The organism is Parvibaculum sedimenti, from assembly GCF_009184905.1.
GTDB lineage: Bacteria > Pseudomonadota > Alphaproteobacteria > Parvibaculales > Parvibaculaceae > Parvibaculum > Parvibaculum sedimenti.
On the sequence record NZ_WESC01000002.1, the window covers coordinates 230,136 to 245,623 of the forward strand.

Here is a 15,488-nt window from a genome sequence, read left to right on the forward strand (position 1 = left end):
TACATTCGTTGCCACTATTCTCCCCCCCTCCAATGCCCGTCGCGGCGGGCACGGTCTTCATCAGGCCTCCAACCTCCCCGGAGAATGCCGCGAGCGGAGCAATTTCACCAGAGGCAAAGGCCGCCGCTTCCGCATTCAGCGGAACGGAAATGAATTAGCCAGCTCGCCCTCCGGATTTGAAAAAGGCGCGATGACCACCTGATCCATCACGGACCGGAACTGCTTCAGCGCCCAATAGGCGCTCGGAAAGGCAAGTTGATCCCAGGGAATCTCGTCCCAGGAGAAGAGCGCGACCTCAAGGCTCTCCGGCCCGGCGGAAAATTCGGGGCTGGCAAGCTCGGCCCGGTACATCATCTGCACCTGCGCAATACGGGGAATATTGTAGATCGCCAGAAGGTCGCGAATGCGTATTTCAGCGTTCGCCTCTTCCCTCGCCTCACGCCGCGCGCCCTCATCGGTCGTTTCGCCGTGTTCCATGAAACCGGCAGGCAGCGTCCAATAGCCTTTGCGCGGTTCTATCGCGCGGCGGCACAGCAGAAACCTGTCGCCATGGGTGACGACCGCGCCCACGACTATTTTGGGATTGTCGTAGTGGATGAACCCGCAGCGATCGCAAATGTCGCGCGGCATGCTGTCCCCGGTCGGGACTCGGTTCGTGAAAAGAAGATCATGTTCCGACCCCGGCTCTCTATGCTTCATCGCACCAGGTCTTTGAGGCCTCGGTCTGTCCATCGAACCACTGTTATTTTCAGAATTACTCATTTCATCATCTCGTTGATCCGCTCACGGAGGTAGGCCGTATGAATGGTCGAAATCACTGTTATAGACATGCGTTATGCGGAAATTACCAATTCGCGCACTTATTCCGCCGCCTGACGGCACACTGGCGATTTCTTGCTGCTTGAATCCCTTGCACAGCAGGACCGTCAGGTGCATATGAAGATATTCCGCGTCCGTGATCGAGCGAAACTCGCTCGCTCCCGTTAGACTTCTACAGTAGCGAAAAGCGGCGTGGTCACTCTAATTGCGACTGGAACCCAGTACAGTAATCGGTTGCAGCGCAAAAATTCGGAGGTTCTAGAAATGGCAGCCAGAAAGTCGGCGGGGGGATACGATCTCGAAAACTCCCTTAGTCATCTGTTGCGGCGTGCTCAGCAATTCGCGTACGACCAGTTCGTTCAGCAGATGGGTAATGGCTCCATTACGCCGCGCCAGTTCATCGTGCTCTTTGCGGTCAACGAGGAAGAAGGTCTGAGCCAGACCGATCTCGTCAATCGCACGGGTATCGATCGGTCGACTCTGGCGGACATGATCAGCCGCATGATCAAAAACGGCCTTCTCGCCCGCAAGCGCACGGCGGAAGATGCCCGCGCCAATGCTGTCCGCCTCACTGCCGCCGGCCGCCGCGCGCTCACGACCGCGCTGCCCCGCGCGCTCGCCGCGGAAAAGGCACTGCTCGACCTTCTGCCGAAGACCGTGCAGGCCGAGCTGCTGAAGGGCCTTGGCCATCTCGCCAGCGCCGTCACGGAAATGAAGTCTGCCGAGCCCGAGCGCGTGAAAGCGCCGCGCCGCGCAGCCGCAGCCAAGCGACCGGCCGCCAAGCGCGCGCCTGCGAAGCGCAAGGCATCCTGAACTCTCTCCGGCGCTCGGGGATGACGCTGTTATTCGGCGGCCCTGAGCGCCGGGAGAATTCTCTCCTCGACGATTTCAGGTGTGAGCGGACCAACCTGCTTATAGGCAATGCGTCCTTTGCCATCGACAATGTATGTCTCCGGCACGCCATAAACGCCCCAGTCAATCGACACACGGCCCGCAGTATCCGCACCGACGCGATCGAAGGGGTCTCCCAATTCGCGCAGGAAACGCCGGGCGGGCTCGGCACCATCCTTGTAATTGATCCCATAAATGGGAACGCCCGCCCGCGCCTTCAGGGCGACGATCACAGGATGCTCCTCGCGGCAGGGCACGCACCATGACGCGAAGACGTTGACGATGACGGGCTTGCCAAGCCCGAAATCCGCTGTGGCGATGCCTGGCCTGTCGAGACCATCGACGGGCTGAAGCGAGAACTCAGGCACGGCGCGTCCGATCAGCGCCGACGGCAGGCGCGAGGGATCGCCGCGAAAGATGGCCATCAGGAAAAAGCCAGCCAGTACGACGAAGATGCCCGCCGGGATCAGCGCGGTGAGCTTCATGCTTCCACTCTCTTCATACTTCAGGGTTCGCATTGCGTGCGGGCGCGCGCGGACGCGCAGCCTTTCCCGCCTCGAGTTCACGCGCAAGTTTTCGCTGTGTGCGGAAGTCGGCAACGCTCTGTAGCGCAAGTCCGATCATGACGATGGCGGCAAGCCCATAGGCTGGCCAGATGAATGCGGCATAGCCGCCCATGTCGAAAAATGCGGCCATGCTCAACGCCCCGTCCGCGCGAGGCGCAACACGCGTACGCGGCGGCGGAGAATTTCCGTACGCATACGCAGCAAAAGCAGCGTCACGAAAAAGAGGGTGAAGCCCAGCGCCATGATGAGAAGCGGCATGAGCATCGAAGTCGCGATGGCCGGACCGCCGATGCGGAATACGCTCGCAGGCTGATGCAGCGTGTTCCACCACACCACCGAGTAATGGATGATCGGCACGTTGATCGAACCGACAAGCGCCAGCACGGCGGCGGCGCGGCCTGCGCGAACGGGCTCTTCAATCGTCGCCCAGAGCGCCATGTAGCCCAGATAGAGGAAGAAGAGGATCAGCATCGAGGTGAGTCGCGCGTCCCAGACCCACCATGTTCCCCACATCGGACGGCCCCAGAGCGAGCCTGTGACCAGCGCAAGAAAGGTGAAGGCCGCGCCGATGGGCGCCGCCGACTTCGCCGCGATGTCAGCCAATGGATGGCGGAAAACAAGCGCCACGGCGGACGACCCCGCCATCACCATGTAGCCGAACATGGCAAGCCACGCCGACGGCACATGGATGTACATGATCCGCACCGTCTCGCCCTGCTGATAGTCGGCGGGCGAGTCAAAGAGCGAAAGATAAAGCCCGGCGGCGAGCAGCAGCGCCGTCACGACGACACAAAAGGGCAAAAGCCGGTCCGACAGCGCCATGAAGCGCGCCGGATTGGCGAAAGCCTGAAATCTCTGGGATGCGGTCAGTTCTGACATGCCCGCCATTTAGCTGTCCTCCGGCCTGAAGGGCAAGGGAGAGAGCGGGTCATTTTGCCACGCCTTTTCCATGAACGCCCTCACCTCAGATTGGCGCGGAGCGCCGCCGCAGCAGCCACCGGCCCGAGCACCAGGCTCACCAGCGCCACCGCTCCCAGCAGCAACAGACTTTGCCCGCCCGCCCCCGGAACCGCCGAAACCCCGCCGCCGCCCGCCGCCCCGACACCGAAAATCAGGACCGGAATATAGAACGGGATCACCAGAAGCGAAGCGAGAAGCCCGCCCCGGCGAACGCTGACCGTCAACGCCGCACCAATGGCTCCGAGAAAGCTCAGGGCAGGCGTGCCGATCAGCATGGCCAGCACAAGCGGCCCGAAGGCCGCCGTATCGAGATTGAGCAGAAGGCCGAGAAGCGGCGCAGCGACCACCAGGGGAAGCCCGGTGGTGAGCCAATGGCTCAATGCCTTGGCCGCCGCCACAAGTTCCAGCGGCATCGCGCCCGTCATCAACAAGTCGAGCGAACCATCCTCGAAATCGGCCTGAAAGAGCCGGTCGAGCGTCAACAGCGCCGACAGAAGAAGCGCCACCCAGAGCATGCCGGGCGCGATGTTGCCGAGAAGCTTCAGGTTCGGACCGATACCGAGCGGCACGATGGCCGTGACGGTGAGAAAGAAGAAGACCGCCATACCCGCCCCGCCGCCGACGCGGATCGCGAGCTTCGTATCGCGGAAAACGAGCGTCTTGAAGGCGCGGATCATGCGGGCACCTCCTCGTCCGCAGCCTGCGGCGCGCCGAGCACCAGCGAACGCGCGGTGCCGAGCCCCATATCCTGATGCGTCGCTGCGACGATGATGCCGCCCCCCGCCAGATGCGCCTCCATCAGCCCGACGAGCCGCGCAATGCTTGCCCTGTCGAGCGCGACAGTCGGTTCGTCGAGAAGCCAGACTGGACGCGGCGCAAGCAGCAGCCGCGATAGCGCGAGGCGACGCTTCTGCCCCGCCGACAGATAGGCGACAGGCAACTCGACGAGATCGTCGAGATCGAGCTGCGCCAAAGCCTCGTCAATCCCCGCGCCGCCGAGATAACTTGCCCAGAACTCAGCGGTCTCGCGCACGCTCATCGCCGGCTTCAACGCGTCGAGATGGCCGACATAATGTGTCTGTTCCGGCAATGTGCGCTCCGGATCGCCACCATCGAGCGCGATCCGCCCGCCCGCGATGTCAACGAGACCGGCAATCTGCCGCAGCAAGCTCGATTTGCCCGCGCCGTTGCGGCCGGTGACGATCAGCGCCTCGCCGCCGCCAACCTCGAAATCGAGGCCGCCGAAGACGACGCGGCCCCCGCGCTCGCAGGCGAGGCCGGAAGCGCTGAGGCGAAGAGATTCAGATTTCATCGAAACGTCCGCCGCGCCCCTTGCCAGCCGCGAAGCGGGCGGCTCCCTTCACCGTCTCACCGGTCGCCATCACCTTGCGGCCATGTTCAAATTCATTGGCGATGGCCTGATCATAGGCAAGATCCCATTGCTCATAGGCCGACATGCGGTCATGCCGGAGGCAGGTCTGCGGAAAGCGCGCAATTTCCGCGGCAAGCCGTTCGGCCTCGGCGCGTCCCTCGCCCTTCCGCACGACACGGTTTGCAAGGCCCATCGACAACGCCTCATCGGCATGGACCGGACGGCCTGTCAGGATCAGATCCATCGCCCGCGAATGACCGATGAGACGCGGCAGCCGCACCGTTCCGCCGTCGATCAGCGGCACGCCCCAGCGGCGGCAGAATACGCCCATCACGGCGTCTTCCTCGACGACGCGCATGTCGCACCAGAGCGCGAGTTCGAGCCCGCCTGCCACGGCGAAGCCGGAAATCGCTCCAATGACAGGCTTTGAAAGCACCATGCGCGACGGACCCATGGGCCCATCACCCGCCATTCGGTCGAAATCGAGCCCGGTCGCAGGCGGTGTCGTGCGGTTGCTGCGCGGCAATGAGCCGCCCGGCGTATAGGCGGGGCCCTCCGAAACGGCCTTGAGATCGGCCCCGGCGCAGAATGTTCCATGATCGCCGACGAACACACCGACCAGCGCCTCCTCGTCGCGCTCAAAGGCAAGAAAGGCCTCCGCCAGCGCAGAGGCGGTCGGCCTGTCGACGGCGTTCTTCACCTGCGGCCGGTTCAAAATCACCGTTGTCACAGGCCCATTTTTCTCGACGTGAACGGCATTCATGACGCTTCCCCGATTTTTCTCTCGCCCTTCAATATCATCCCTGTACGGGCAGGGCGAAGCATAGCCTTCACGAACGAAAGACATTATAGTCGCGCGCGTTAAGCAGATAGGCCCATAGGCGGGAAGCGGCGGCGATCATGTCGGGGCCCCAGCGCGTTTTCACCGCGCGGGAGGCACGCACAACGCCACCTCGTTTCCCCCTCCCCGTCCGGGCCGGCAGCATCAAGGAACGATCGAATGGCGAAGAAGGCGGCGGCAAAAGCGAAGGCGAAAAAATCGCCTGAGAAGAAGAAGGCGGCTAAGCCCGCGAAGACAAAGGCGGCGGCGAAGCCCGCAGCCAAGAAGGCGAAGACTGTCGCCAAGGCGAAGCCCGCAGCGAAGGCAAAGAAGGCCGCTGTGAAGAAGCCGGTTGCCAAGAAGGCCGCACCGAAGGCTGCGAAGAAACCTGCCGCAAAGAAGGCAGCTCCCAAGAAGGCCGTGAAGGCTGCCGCGCCGAAGAAGGCCGCTCCCGCCAAGAAGCCCGCTGCAAAGAAGGCGGCGCCGAAGAAAGCCGCGCCCAAGGCTGCGAAGAAGCCTGTCGCGAAGAAAGTCGCCGCAAAGGCCGCGCCCAAAGCCGCGCCGAAGAAGGCAGCTCCGAAAAAGGCAGCGCCCGCGACGAAGCCGGTTGCGAAGAAGGTAGCCGCGAAGTCCGCTCCCAAAGCCGCCCCGAAAAAGGCTGCTCCTGCCGCGAAGCCCGCTGCAAAGAAGCCTGCGGCGAAAAAGCCCGCCGCGAAGAAGACAGCCGCTGGCAACAGCTTCGGTGCCAGGCAGACCCTCAAGGTCGGCAAGCGCACCTACACCTATTACAGCCTGAAGATCGCCGAGAAGAACGGCCTCTCCGGCATCGCGCGGCTTCCCTACTCGCTGAAGGTGCTGCTCGAAAACCTGCTCCGCTTCGAAGACGGCCGCACCGTCAGCGCCGATGACATCCGCGCCGTGAAGAAGTGGCTCAAGGACCGCACCTCGGATCGCGAGATCGCCTATCGTCCGGCCCGCGTGCTGATGCAGGACTTCACCGGCGTTCCCGCCGTTGTCGACCTTGCGGCCATGCGCGACGCCGTGAAGAATCTCGGCGGCGATCCGAAGAAGATCAACCCGCTCGTTCCCGTCGACCTCGTCATCGACCACTCGGTCATGGTCGACAAGTTCGGCACCTCGTCGGCCTTCAAGGAAAATGTCGACATCGAATATGAGCGCAACATCGAGCGCTATGAATTCCTGCGCTGGGGCTCCAAGGCCTTCAACAACTTCCGCGTAGTCCCGCCGGGAACCGGCATCTGCCACCAGGTGAACCTCGAATATCTCGCCCAGACCGTCTGGACGAAGACCGAGGGCAAGGAAGAGATCGCCTATCCCGACACCTGCGTCGGCACGGACAGCCACACGACCATGGTCAACGGCCTCGCCGTTCTCGGCTGGGGCGTCGGCGGCATCGAGGCGGAAGCGGCCATGCTCGGCCAGCCGGTCTCCATGCTCATCCCCGAAGTCATCGGCTTCAAGCTCACGGGCAAGCTCGCTGAAGGCGTGACCGCCACCGACATGGTGCTCACCGTCACCGAGATGCTTCGCAAGAAGGGCGTCGTCGGCAAGTTCGTCGAATATTTCGGCAACGGTCTCGACCACCTTACGCTCGAAGATCGCGCCACCATCGCCAACATGGCGCCGGAATATGGCGCGACCTGCGGCTTCTTCCCGATCGACGGCGAAACGATCCGCTTCCTCCGCGCGACGGGCCGTTCCGACGAGCGCGTAGCGCTCGTCGAAGCCTATGCGAAGGCGCAGGGCATGTTCCGCGAGACGAACACGCCGGACCCCGTCTTCACCGACACGCTGGAACTCGACCTCTCGACCGTCGTGCCCTCGCTCGCCGGTCCGAAGCGTCCGCAGGATCGCGTCTCCCTCACCAATGTGAAGGAAAACTACCTCGCCGCGCTTGAGAAGGATTTCGGCAAGCCCGGCCAGGCGAAGACCCGCGTTGCCGTGGAAGGCAAGGACTTCGACCTCGGTCATGGCGACGTCGTGATCGCGGCGATCACCTCCTGCACCAACACCTCGAACCCGAACGTGCTCGTCGCTGCCGGCCTCGTCGCCCGCAACGCGAGGCGGCTCGGTCTCAAGGTGAAGCCCTGGGTCAAGACCTCGCTCGCGCCGGGCTCTCAGGTCGTTACCGACTATCTGACGCAGTCGGGGCTTCAGGACGATCTCGACGCCATGGGCTTCAACCTCGTCGGTTACGGCTGCACGACCTGCATCGGCAACTCCGGCCCGCTCCCGACCGAGATCAGCCAGGCGATCAACAAGAACGATCTCGTCGCCTCTGCCGTTCTCTCCGGCAACCGCAACTTCGAAGGCCGCGTCTCTCCGGACGTGAAGGCGAACTACCTCGCCTCCCCGCCGCTGGTCGTCGCCTATGCGCTGGCCGGTTCGACGCAGATCGACCTGACGAAGGAGCCGCTCGGTACGGGCTCCAACGGCCAGCCGGTCTACCTCAAGGATATCTGGCCGACGACGCAGGAAGTCGCCGAGACGGTACGCTCTTGCGTGACGCCGGAAATGTTCCGCAAGCGCTACGCCAACGTCTTCGACGGCGACGCGCATTGGCAGGCCGTGAAGCTCACGGGCGGCCTCACCTATGATTGGGATGCGGACTCGACCTATGTGCAGAACCCGCCCTATTTCGAGAATCTCTCGAAGGAACTGACGCCGATCACCAACGTCAAGGATGCCCGCATCCTTGGCCTCTTCGCGGACTCGATCACCACCGACCACATCTCTCCGGCCGGTAACATCAAGGTGCAGAGCCCTGCCGGTTCCTACCTTAACTCGAAGCAGGTCGGCGCGCAGGACTTCAACTCTTACGGCGCTCGCCGCGGCAATCATGAAGTCATGATGCGCGGCACCTTCGCCAACATCCGCATCAAGAACCAGATGCTGAAGGGTATCGAAGGCGGGTTGACGAAGCTGGAGCCGGAAGGCACCCAGATGCCGATCTACGACGCGGCGATGGAGTACAAGCGCCGTGGCACGCCGCTGGTGATCTTCGCCGGCAAGGAATATGGCACCGGCTCGTCGCGCGACTGGGCGGCGAAGGGCACCATGCTCCTCGGCGTCAAGGCGGTCATCGCGCAGAGCTTCGAGCGTATCCACCGCTCGAACCTGGTCGGCATGGGCGTCGCCCCGCTGCAGTTCATCGGAGACGATAGCTGGCAGTCGCTCGGCCTCGACGGCTCGGAAACGGTGACGATCGAAGGCCTTGAGGGTGTGAAACCCCGCGCGAAGGTCAAGGCCGTCATCACCTATACCGACGGCACGAAGAAAGTCGTCGACCTCCTCTGCCGCATCGACACGCAGGACGAGCTCGACTACTACGCCAATGGCGGCATCCTGCAGTATGTGCTGCGTCACCTTGCGGCGTAACGCATCGGCCCACTGAATGCGGAAAGGGCGCTCCCGAGGGAGCGCCCTTTTTGTTTGTCTTTATGAACCGGAAATCCAAACAGGCGCAGCGATGAGCAAGCCTCTTACTGCTGGCCGCCCGCATCATGCGTCAGCAGATCCATGGACTGCGTGAGCTGGTTGCCTGCCTGCTGCGGCAGCTTGTACGCCCAGGGGCCGAGCCGCTCATTGAGCATCTTGGCCCGGACCTCAACCGGCTTCATGTCGGCGCCGGGAACCGCAATTGCCGGATCGGCCGTAGCGGTAATCTTTGCCCAGAGCGCACCACCGCCGCCTGTCATGGTCAGCGAAACGCGCAGGCCATCGAAGGTTTCAATCACGGCGCTCGGCGAGGTGGCGGGGAATTGCAACGAGCCCACAGGCGCCGCGTCGTCGAACATGAGATCGACGACACTCGTCGCCGTTCCATTGACGACAGGTGCGCCACGCGTGACGCGGCCTGCCGGAATATTCTCCAGTGCGAAATCTTCCACGTCCTTCGAGGGACGGCTCATCACCACCGGGTGATCCGTGCCCGCCCAAAGGGTGACGCGCTTTATCTCGTCACGCTTGATGTCAATGAAGCTCGTATCGAGCCAGTCCTGCGCCGTCTGGAACAGCGGGAAGCGACCGCGCGCAAGCCAGCTCTGGTTCTCGCCATCGCGGCGGAGATAGATCATGCCCTTTCCGCGCGCATCGGCGGTCTGGTCGGGAACCTTGCCTGCGAGAAAGGCGACCATGCGTTTGCCCGACTTGTCGAAAAGCTCGATGCGCGTCGCCGTGCCGAGATCGTCCGGCGAAAGAAGGCCGAGATTGCGATGCCATTCGGGACGCGCGGTGCGCGGCTCATAAAGCACCAGCTCGGAAATGCCGATCAGCGCCTTCTGAACGAGATCCTGCTTCGCCGGATAGTTCTGGCGTTCGGCCACCGTCCAGCGCCCGTCCGCCCCACGATTGAGCGTGATCTTTTCAACGCCGCGCAAACCACGGCCCAGCGTGTAGGTGATCCGACCCACCTGATCGAGCTTCGTCTCGAGGCCCTGGTAAAGCGGCTCCGGCTTGAACTTGACGCGGACGCCGCGTTCCTGCGTCACCACCGCGACAGTTGCCGCGACGACGGCGACGGCGGTGGCAAGCGCGAGGATCGCGAGATTGCGAAGCGGCTTGTTGGTCTTGAGTGCTGCGAGGTTCATTTCATGCCCCCTTGATCGCGCGCGCCTTGCGGCGGCGATGGCGGAGGATCGCGATGACGAGCGCGATGATGGCGACGAGGATCGGCATAAGCGCGACGTTTACGAAGCGAATTTCGGTCGCGAGCCTGTCGATGTCGCGGCGCAGGTTGCGCTGCACATCGCGCAATGCCTTGCGGCTCTGCAGGAGTTCGGTGCGGAACTTCGCAACTTCCTCCTGCTCATGCGGATCGGCCGCCTGACCGCTTTGCGCTTCGGCCGCGCCATTCGTCTGAAGAGCGGCGAGATGCTGCTCCGTTTCCGTGATCTTCGCCTTCAAAGTCTCCTGCTCGGCGAGGAACTTGCGTTCGGCCTCGCGTCGCAGATTGTCGACCACCACGAAGGGACGGTCGGCGCGTTCACGTGCGCGCAGGGAGATGAGGTCGTCGGAGCCCATCAGATTGTCAATGGCGGAGAGAATGAACTTCGCATTGTCCGCAACTGGTTCGAGCGTGCGGTCATTGCCATAGCCCGAACTCTGCACCCAGAAGCGATCATCGAGGAGATCGCTATCCGCCACGACGATGATGTTCGCGTCGGCCTTGGTCTGCCCCATATAGTCGAGCGGCTTTTCCATTGCGTCCGAACGCTTGGTCTCGTCTTCCGCCGACGGCGGCGGCGCGGCGGTGAAAGCGCTCTTCAGCGGGCCCGAAACGCGCGCAGCAATCACATAGCGCTCGCCAGTCGGCTTGAAGCCGCTCAGCAACTCGTCCGGCGTATGTCCCGCTTTCACATAGTCGATATCATAGGTTTCGGCATCCTTGGAGGACCAGAAGAGCGGCGTGAACTTCGTCGTCGCGCCAGGCTCCTGCTTCAGGAAACCGACCGTGCCCATATTGATCTGGTCGATGGTCGCCGTGACGATGTCGTTATGGTCGAAATTCGTCTTCGGCACGCCGAGCCAGAGCACATAGTCGCTCGTCTGCCGCCGCGCATCGAGGTTCGTCTGCACACGCATGGCGAGATCGCGGTCGCCGATAACGCGCCTCGGATCGTACTCGACACCCCAGCTCTTGAGGAGCGTTGGAAGGTCGGAGGCTTCGGTATAGCCCTGCACAGGCTGACCATTCGGCCCGGCGGTGAGGCTGACCTCCGAATGCGGATCGACGAAGGCCAGCACACGGCCGCCACGCATCACGAACTGGTCGATGGCGTAAAGCGTCTGCTGGTCGAGCTGCTTGGGATGCGCAATCATCAGCACATCAACGTTTTCCGGCACCTTGACGAATTTCTGCTCGATGAAATTGATCTCGAAGCGGTTCTGCAATTCCTGATAGATCGCGAAGGGCTGCGACTGGCCGCGCATCGCCGCGACGAGGCCTCCCGCGCCCGTATCCATCGGAATGTTGGTGACAATACCAAGCACCGGCTTCTTCGGACGGCTCAGATTCTGGATCAGCCGCGTCACGTCATATTCGAGATATTGCTGACGCTCGTCGGTGAAATAGGGAACCGCTTCGATGCCATCGACCATATTGGTGCCGACGAGCCCGAAATAGATGACTTCGCCTTCCGTCGTCCGCGCGCCCTTGAGGCCGAGCGACATGGCAAGGTCTTCCTGCTCGGAGAAGGGCTCTGGATCGATTACTTCAAGAATGATCTTGCCATGCGAACGGTCGCGGATTTCCTCCAGAAGATCGCGCACGCGATTGGCATAGGCGCGGACCTGCGGGAAGTCGGTCGCTAGCGATTCCGAATAGAAGAACTTCAGCGTGATCGGCTCGTCGATCTTGGCAAGGACATTTTCAGTGCCCTTCGACAGCGTGAAGAGCCGCGCCTGCGTCAGATCCACCTGCGCCGAGCGGAAGACGATGTTCGAAAAGAGATTAACGGCGAGGAACAGCACGGCAAGAAGCACGAGCGTCGCAATGCCATAGGCTGAGCGGCTTACATTTTGGTGCATGGGCTTCTGCATCGACCTAACCCGCCTTCTTCATGTCGACGACGATGCCGCAGGCGATGAGCCAGCTCGCGATCAGCGTGAAGAAATAGATGATGTCGCGAATGTCGATGACGCCCTGCGTGATCGCCGTGAAATGCGTAAGGAAGGAGAAGGACGCAATCGTATTCAACACCTGCTGCGGCGCCCATGAGGCGAAGAAGTCCGTCACCAGCGGCAGGCCCGACACGGTGAAGAGGAAACAGACGACGACGCTGACGACGAAGGCGATGACCTGATTGCGCGTCGTGGCCGAAAGGCACGACCCGATGGCGAGATAGCCGCCCGCCATGAAGAAGCTGCCGATATAGCCGGCCAGGATCACGCCATTGTCGGGATGGCCGAGATAATTGACCGTGATCCACATTGGGAAGGTGAGCGCGAGCGCAATGCCCGAGAACACCCAAGCCGCAAGGAACTTGCCCAGTACTGCCGCCCAGAGGGGGATCGGCAGCGACAGCAGCAATTCAATCGAACCCGTGCGGCGCTCCTCCGCCCAGAGGCGCATGGAGATCGCCGGAATGAGGAACAGATAAAGCCACGGGTGAAAATTGAAGAAGATCTGGAGATCGGCCTGACCGCTCTCGAAATAGCCACCCATGTAGAATGTGAAGGCGCCCATCGTGAAGAGGAAGATCACGATGAAGATGAAGGCGAGCGGCGTCGCGAAATAGCCACCGAGCTCGCGGCGGAAAACGGCAAGAAGCTCTCTCATGCTGCGTTCTTTCCCGGGGTGTCCGCCGTGTCGGAGCGCGTGAGTTTGCGGAAAACCTCGTCGAGACGGCCCGGCTCGCCGTAAAGCGCGCGCACGGTCCAGTCCTTTTCGCGGGCGAGATCGGCGACTGCGTCGATGAGCTTCACTTCCGCCGAGATTGCGTTCTGCTGCATGGGGAAGAGCGTGAAGGTCGTTTCAGTGCCGCGTGGATTGATCTCGATGGAAGCGATGCCCGGCAGCGCCTTCAGCGCTTCGGCGGCCGCTATGGTCACCTGTCCGCCAACCGTCAGCGAGACGGCATTGTGATAGCGCGAGCGCGCGATGAGTTCGGCGGGCGTGCCGTCGGCGACGACGCGGCCACGATCGATGATCAGCGCGCGGGTGCAGATCGCATCCACCTCTTCGAGAATATGCGTCGAGATGATGATCGCCTTGTCGGCCGCCATGCGGGCGATGAGCTTGCGCACCTCGTGCTTCTGGTTCGGGTCGAGTCCGTCGGTCGGCTCGTCCATGATGAGCACGGGCGGATTGTGCAGGATCGCCTGGGCGAGGCCCACGCGGCGGCGGAAGCCCTTGGAAAGCGTATCGATGGGCTGTTCGAGCACGCCCTGAAGCTCGGTCGCGGCGACCGCATTCGCAATCGCGCTGTCGGCGGCGGCGCCCTTCAGCGCGCGCACGCGGGCGATGAATTTGAGAAAGGCGAGAGGCGTCATGTCGCCATAAGCGGGCGCACCTTCCGGCAGATAGCCGAGCATGCGCTGCGCCGCGAGCTGATCGGTAACGACATCATGCCCGCAAACCGAGGCCCGCCCTGCGCTTGGCGAGAGGAAGCCCGTGATCATCTTCATGGTCGTCGATTTGCCCGCGCCATTGGGCCCGAGGAAACCCAGCACCTCGCCGCGCGAGACGCTGAAGCTGATACCGTCGACCGCCGTGAAGGGCCCAAAACGCTTGGTGAGCCCTTCGATCGCGATCATGGCGTCGCCCGCGGCCGGGTTGTTGCCGTTCGCCGTTTGCATACTCGCTCGCGTGATGACGTGAACTCCCACAAGATCCGGACGGGCTCTATTGTTTTGCCTCGTTTCCCCCAGGACCGGTCTGAATGTGTAGACAAAGCCCCCCTCCCCCTCAAGTGAAGAATGAGACATCGTAAATGCGGGGGAATTGGCAAGAAGGGAAAAGGCATCCGGACAAAGAAAAACGCGCCGGCGAGGGGGGCTTTCGCGGCGCGTCTTGTCTCTTGGTGTTGCCCCTTTGAAAGGGGTGGCCCGGTCCCCCAATTCATCCCGGTGGGGCTGGGGGGCTGATGAAACCGGAACTTCAAGAGAACCGGGCCAGTGAGGCAACGATGCTAGACTGACGGTCCAGTGTGTCCCTGCAAGGGCTGAAAAAAGGCAAGATTGTGATTCTGGATTAACTTCCCGAAAGCTAGCAGAATGAAGACCTTAGCCGGTTCGACCGGCAGGCGGGCCGCCGCTTCAGGGCCCGTGTGAAAGCCCGGTTGTAAAGGGAGGTGACGGCATGGCGGATAGCTTCGAGGGATCGGAAAGCGCGTCGCGGGCCCAGGGCTCGCTCAGCCTCGTTATCTCGTCGAATGCCACGCCACCAAAATCCCTTCAGGAACCGGATGTCTTTTTCAACCGCGCCGAGCTCGAGGCAATCCTCTCCGTCTATGGGCGCATGGTGGTCGAAGGCGAATGGCGCGACTACGCCATCGGCTCGACAAGGGAGGTGGCGGTCTTCGCCGTCCACCGCCGAACCAGCGAAATGCCGCTCTACCGCATCGAAAAGCGCCCGAAACTGACCCGCCGCCAGGGCGCCTATAGCGTCGTCGCCGCCACCGGCCTCGTGCTGAAGCGCGGCCACGACCTGAAACAGGTTCTCAAAGTCTTCGAAAAGCGCAAGCTGCGCGTCATCGGCGCGTGAGGCTTGCCAAATGAAAAGCCCCGGTGTTTCCACCGGGGCTTCGTCTTTTCTCGTCCTGCGCTTCGATCAGCGGCGATTGCCGAGGAACTGCAGCAGGAACATGAACATGTTGATGAAGTCGAGATAGAGCGACAGCGCGCCCATGATCGCCTTCTTGCCGGCGACGACTTCGCCGTCACCCTCGTAATACATCGACTTGATCGTCTGCGTGTCATAGGCGGTGAGGCCCGCGAAGATGAGCACGCCGATGACCGACACGGCGAATTGCAGGGCAGAGCTCTGCAGGAAGAGGTTCACCAGCGAGGCAACGATGATCCCGATCAGGCCCATGAAGAGAAACGAGCCCATCGCCGAGAGGTCGCGCTTCGTCACATAGCCGTAAAGGCTGAGCGATCCGAAGGCGATCGCCGTGACGAAGAAGGTCTGGGTGATGCTCGCGCCGGTATAGACGAGGAAAACGCTCGAAAGCGACAGGCCCATGAGGCCGGCGAAAATCCAGAACGTGGTCTGGGCCGCCGAAACGCTCATGCTGTGGATGCGCGCGCTGAGAAAGAAAACAAGCCCGAGCGGCGCGAAAATGACGAGCCACTTCAGCGGGCTGGTGAAGAGCGCCACGCCGAAGGGCGAAAGCGCGAGACCGGCGCCCGTGTTCTGAACGGCCGCCTGGAAGGCAAGCCAGGCAACGACGCCGGTGATGGCGAGACCCGCCGCCATATAATTGTAGACGCGAAGCATATAGCTGCGCAGACCCTGGTCGATTGCCGGGCTCTCTACGCCAACGCTGCTCCGCAGTCTGTCTTGGTCAAAATTGGCCATATCTCTGCACCCTCCTGG

The 15,488-nt window shown here is 62.3% G+C and carries 15 protein-coding genes; 3 read left to right on the forward strand and 12 right to left on the reverse strand.

Annotated elements, in window-relative coordinates; translation table 11 throughout:
- Positions 1-135 precede the first annotated feature (135 nt).
- Positions 136-699, reverse strand: coding sequence for an NUDIX hydrolase (locus F2P47_RS02925; protein WP_152214659.1), 564 nt, complete (start codon positions 697-699; stop codon positions 136-138).
- Between the two features lie 384 nt (positions 700-1,083).
- Between F2P47_RS02925 and F2P47_RS02930 the strand changes: the two genes are divergently transcribed.
- The gene (locus tag F2P47_RS02930; protein WP_152214660.1) at positions 1,084-1,632 is read left to right on the forward strand and encodes a MarR family winged helix-turn-helix transcriptional regulator; all 549 of its coding nucleotides are present in this window, start codon (positions 1,084-1,086) and stop codon (positions 1,630-1,632) included.
- 29 nt (positions 1,633-1,661) lie between these two features.
- Here the strand turns inward: F2P47_RS02930 and F2P47_RS02935 are convergent, their stop codons facing one another.
- The 6 genes from F2P47_RS02935 to F2P47_RS02960 form a co-directional block, all read right to left on the reverse strand.
- Positions 1,662-2,195 carry a DsbE family thiol:disulfide interchange protein gene (locus F2P47_RS02935; protein ID WP_152214661.1) on the reverse strand — a complete coding sequence of 178 codons (534 nt, stop codon included), beginning with the start codon at positions 2,193-2,195 and terminating at the stop codon, positions 1,662-1,664.
- A 13-nt stretch (positions 2,196-2,208) separates the two neighbouring features.
- Positions 2,209-2,406: a heme exporter protein CcmD gene (gene ccmD, locus F2P47_RS02940; protein WP_152214662.1), complete on the reverse strand. Its 198-nt coding sequence runs from the start codon at positions 2,404-2,406 to the stop codon at positions 2,209-2,211.
- Positions 2,407-2,408: 2 nt separating this feature from the next.
- Positions 2,409-3,164 carry a heme ABC transporter permease gene (locus tag F2P47_RS02945; RefSeq protein WP_152214663.1) on the reverse strand — a complete coding sequence of 252 codons (756 nt, stop codon included), beginning with the start codon at positions 3,162-3,164 and terminating at the stop codon, positions 2,409-2,411.
- Positions 3,165-3,235: 71 nt separating this feature from the next.
- The gene (gene ccmB, locus F2P47_RS02950) at positions 3,236-3,913 is read right to left on the reverse strand and encodes a heme exporter protein CcmB (protein WP_185680916.1); all 678 of its coding nucleotides are present in this window, start codon (positions 3,911-3,913) and stop codon (positions 3,236-3,238) included.
- The gene (ccmA, locus tag F2P47_RS02955; protein ID WP_152214664.1) at positions 3,910-4,548 is read right to left on the reverse strand and encodes a heme ABC exporter ATP-binding protein CcmA; all 639 of its coding nucleotides are present in this window, start codon (positions 4,546-4,548) and stop codon (positions 3,910-3,912) included. Before ccmA ends, ccmB begins: the two co-directional genes overlap by 4 nt.
- Positions 4,538-5,371, reverse strand: coding sequence for a crotonase/enoyl-CoA hydratase family protein (locus tag F2P47_RS02960; RefSeq protein ID WP_152214665.1), 834 nt, complete (start codon positions 5,369-5,371; stop codon positions 4,538-4,540). Before F2P47_RS02960 ends, ccmA begins: the two co-directional genes overlap by 11 nt.
- Positions 5,372-5,608: 237 nt before the next feature.
- On the opposite strand from F2P47_RS02960, the gene acnA reads away from it, so the two are divergent.
- On the forward strand, positions 5,609-8,827 hold the full coding sequence (gene acnA, locus F2P47_RS02965) for an aconitate hydratase AcnA (RefSeq protein WP_246176709.1): 3,219 nt from the start codon (positions 5,609-5,611) through the stop codon (positions 8,825-8,827).
- 104 nt (positions 8,828-8,931) lie between these two features.
- Here acnA and F2P47_RS02970 read toward each other — a convergent pair whose 3' ends face one another.
- The 4 genes from F2P47_RS02970 to F2P47_RS02985 are packed head-to-tail and all read right to left on the reverse strand — an operon-like array spanning position 8,932 to position 13,747.
- Positions 8,932-10,038 (reverse strand): DUF4340 domain-containing protein, encoded by a 1,107-nt coding sequence (locus tag F2P47_RS02970; RefSeq protein ID WP_152214666.1) that lies wholly within the window; start codon positions 10,036-10,038, stop codon positions 8,932-8,934.
- A 1-nt stretch (position 10,039) separates the two neighbouring features.
- Positions 10,040-11,977, reverse strand: a complete 1,938-nt coding sequence (locus F2P47_RS02975; protein WP_185680917.1) for a GldG family protein — start codon at positions 11,975-11,977, stop codon at positions 10,040-10,042.
- 16 nt (positions 11,978-11,993) lie between these two features.
- A complete protein-coding gene (locus F2P47_RS02980) occupies positions 11,994-12,728 on the reverse strand; it encodes an ABC transporter permease subunit (RefSeq protein WP_152214668.1) in 735 nt (244 codons plus the stop codon).
- On the reverse strand, positions 12,725-13,747 hold the full coding sequence (locus F2P47_RS02985) for an ABC transporter ATP-binding protein (protein ID WP_246176711.1): 1,023 nt from the start codon (positions 13,745-13,747) through the stop codon (positions 12,725-12,727). Before F2P47_RS02985 ends, F2P47_RS02980 begins: the two co-directional genes overlap by 4 nt.
- A 502-nt stretch (positions 13,748-14,249) precedes the next feature.
- Here F2P47_RS02985 and F2P47_RS02990 point away from each other — a divergent pair.
- Positions 14,250-14,654, forward strand: coding sequence for a DUF2794 domain-containing protein (locus F2P47_RS02990; protein ID WP_152214669.1), 405 nt, complete (start codon positions 14,250-14,252; stop codon positions 14,652-14,654).
- 66 nt (positions 14,655-14,720) lie between these two features.
- Here F2P47_RS02990 and F2P47_RS02995 read toward each other — a convergent pair whose 3' ends face one another.
- Positions 14,721-15,470 (reverse strand): Bax inhibitor-1/YccA family protein, encoded by a 750-nt coding sequence (locus tag F2P47_RS02995; protein ID WP_152214670.1) that lies wholly within the window; start codon positions 15,468-15,470, stop codon positions 14,721-14,723.
- Positions 15,471-15,488: the final 18 nt, after the last annotated feature.

Excerpts from the sequence above, each read along its gene's own strand:
- F2P47_RS02925 (WP_152214659.1), bottom strand. The coding sequence starts at position 699 with ATGAAGCATAGAGAGCCGGGGTCGGAACATGATCTTCTTTTCACGAAC.
- F2P47_RS02930 (WP_152214660.1), top strand. The coding sequence starts at position 1,084 with ATGGCAGCCAGAAAGTCGGCGGGGGGATACGATCTCGAAAACTCCCTT.
- F2P47_RS02935 (WP_152214661.1), bottom strand. The coding sequence starts at position 2,195 with ATGAAGCTCACCGCGCTGATCCCGGCGGGCATCTTCGTCGTACTGGCT.
- ccmD (WP_152214662.1), bottom strand. The coding sequence starts at position 2,406 with ATGGCCGCATTTTTCGACATGGGCGGCTATGCCGCATTCATCTGGCCA.
- F2P47_RS02945 (WP_152214663.1), bottom strand. The coding sequence starts at position 3,164 with ATGGCGGGCATGTCAGAACTGACCGCATCCCAGAGATTTCAGGCTTTC.
- ccmB (WP_185680916.1), bottom strand. The coding sequence starts at position 3,913 with ATGATCCGCGCCTTCAAGACGCTCGTTTTCCGCGATACGAAGCTCGCG.
- ccmA (WP_152214664.1), bottom strand. The coding sequence starts at position 4,548 with ATGAAATCTGAATCTCTTCGCCTCAGCGCTTCCGGCCTCGCCTGCGAG.
- F2P47_RS02960 (WP_152214665.1), bottom strand. The coding sequence starts at position 5,371 with ATGAATGCCGTTCACGTCGAGAAAAATGGGCCTGTGACAACGGTGATT.
- acnA (WP_246176709.1), top strand. The coding sequence starts at position 5,609 with ATGGCGAAGAAGGCGGCGGCAAAAGCGAAGGCGAAAAAATCGCCTGAG.
- F2P47_RS02970 (WP_152214666.1), bottom strand. The coding sequence starts at position 10,038 with ATGAACCTCGCAGCACTCAAGACCAACAAGCCGCTTCGCAATCTCGCG.
- F2P47_RS02975 (WP_185680917.1), bottom strand. The coding sequence starts at position 11,977 with ATGCACCAAAATGTAAGCCGCTCAGCCTATGGCATTGCGACGCTCGTG.
- F2P47_RS02980 (WP_152214668.1), bottom strand. The coding sequence starts at position 12,728 with ATGAGAGAGCTTCTTGCCGTTTTCCGCCGCGAGCTCGGTGGCTATTTC.
- F2P47_RS02985 (WP_246176711.1), bottom strand. The coding sequence starts at position 13,747 with ATGCAAACGGCGAACGGCAACAACCCGGCCGCGGGCGACGCCATGATC.
- F2P47_RS02990 (WP_152214669.1), top strand. The coding sequence starts at position 14,250 with ATGGCGGATAGCTTCGAGGGATCGGAAAGCGCGTCGCGGGCCCAGGGC.
- F2P47_RS02995 (WP_152214670.1), bottom strand. The coding sequence starts at position 15,470 with ATGGCCAATTTTGACCAAGACAGACTGCGGAGCAGCGTTGGCGTAGAG.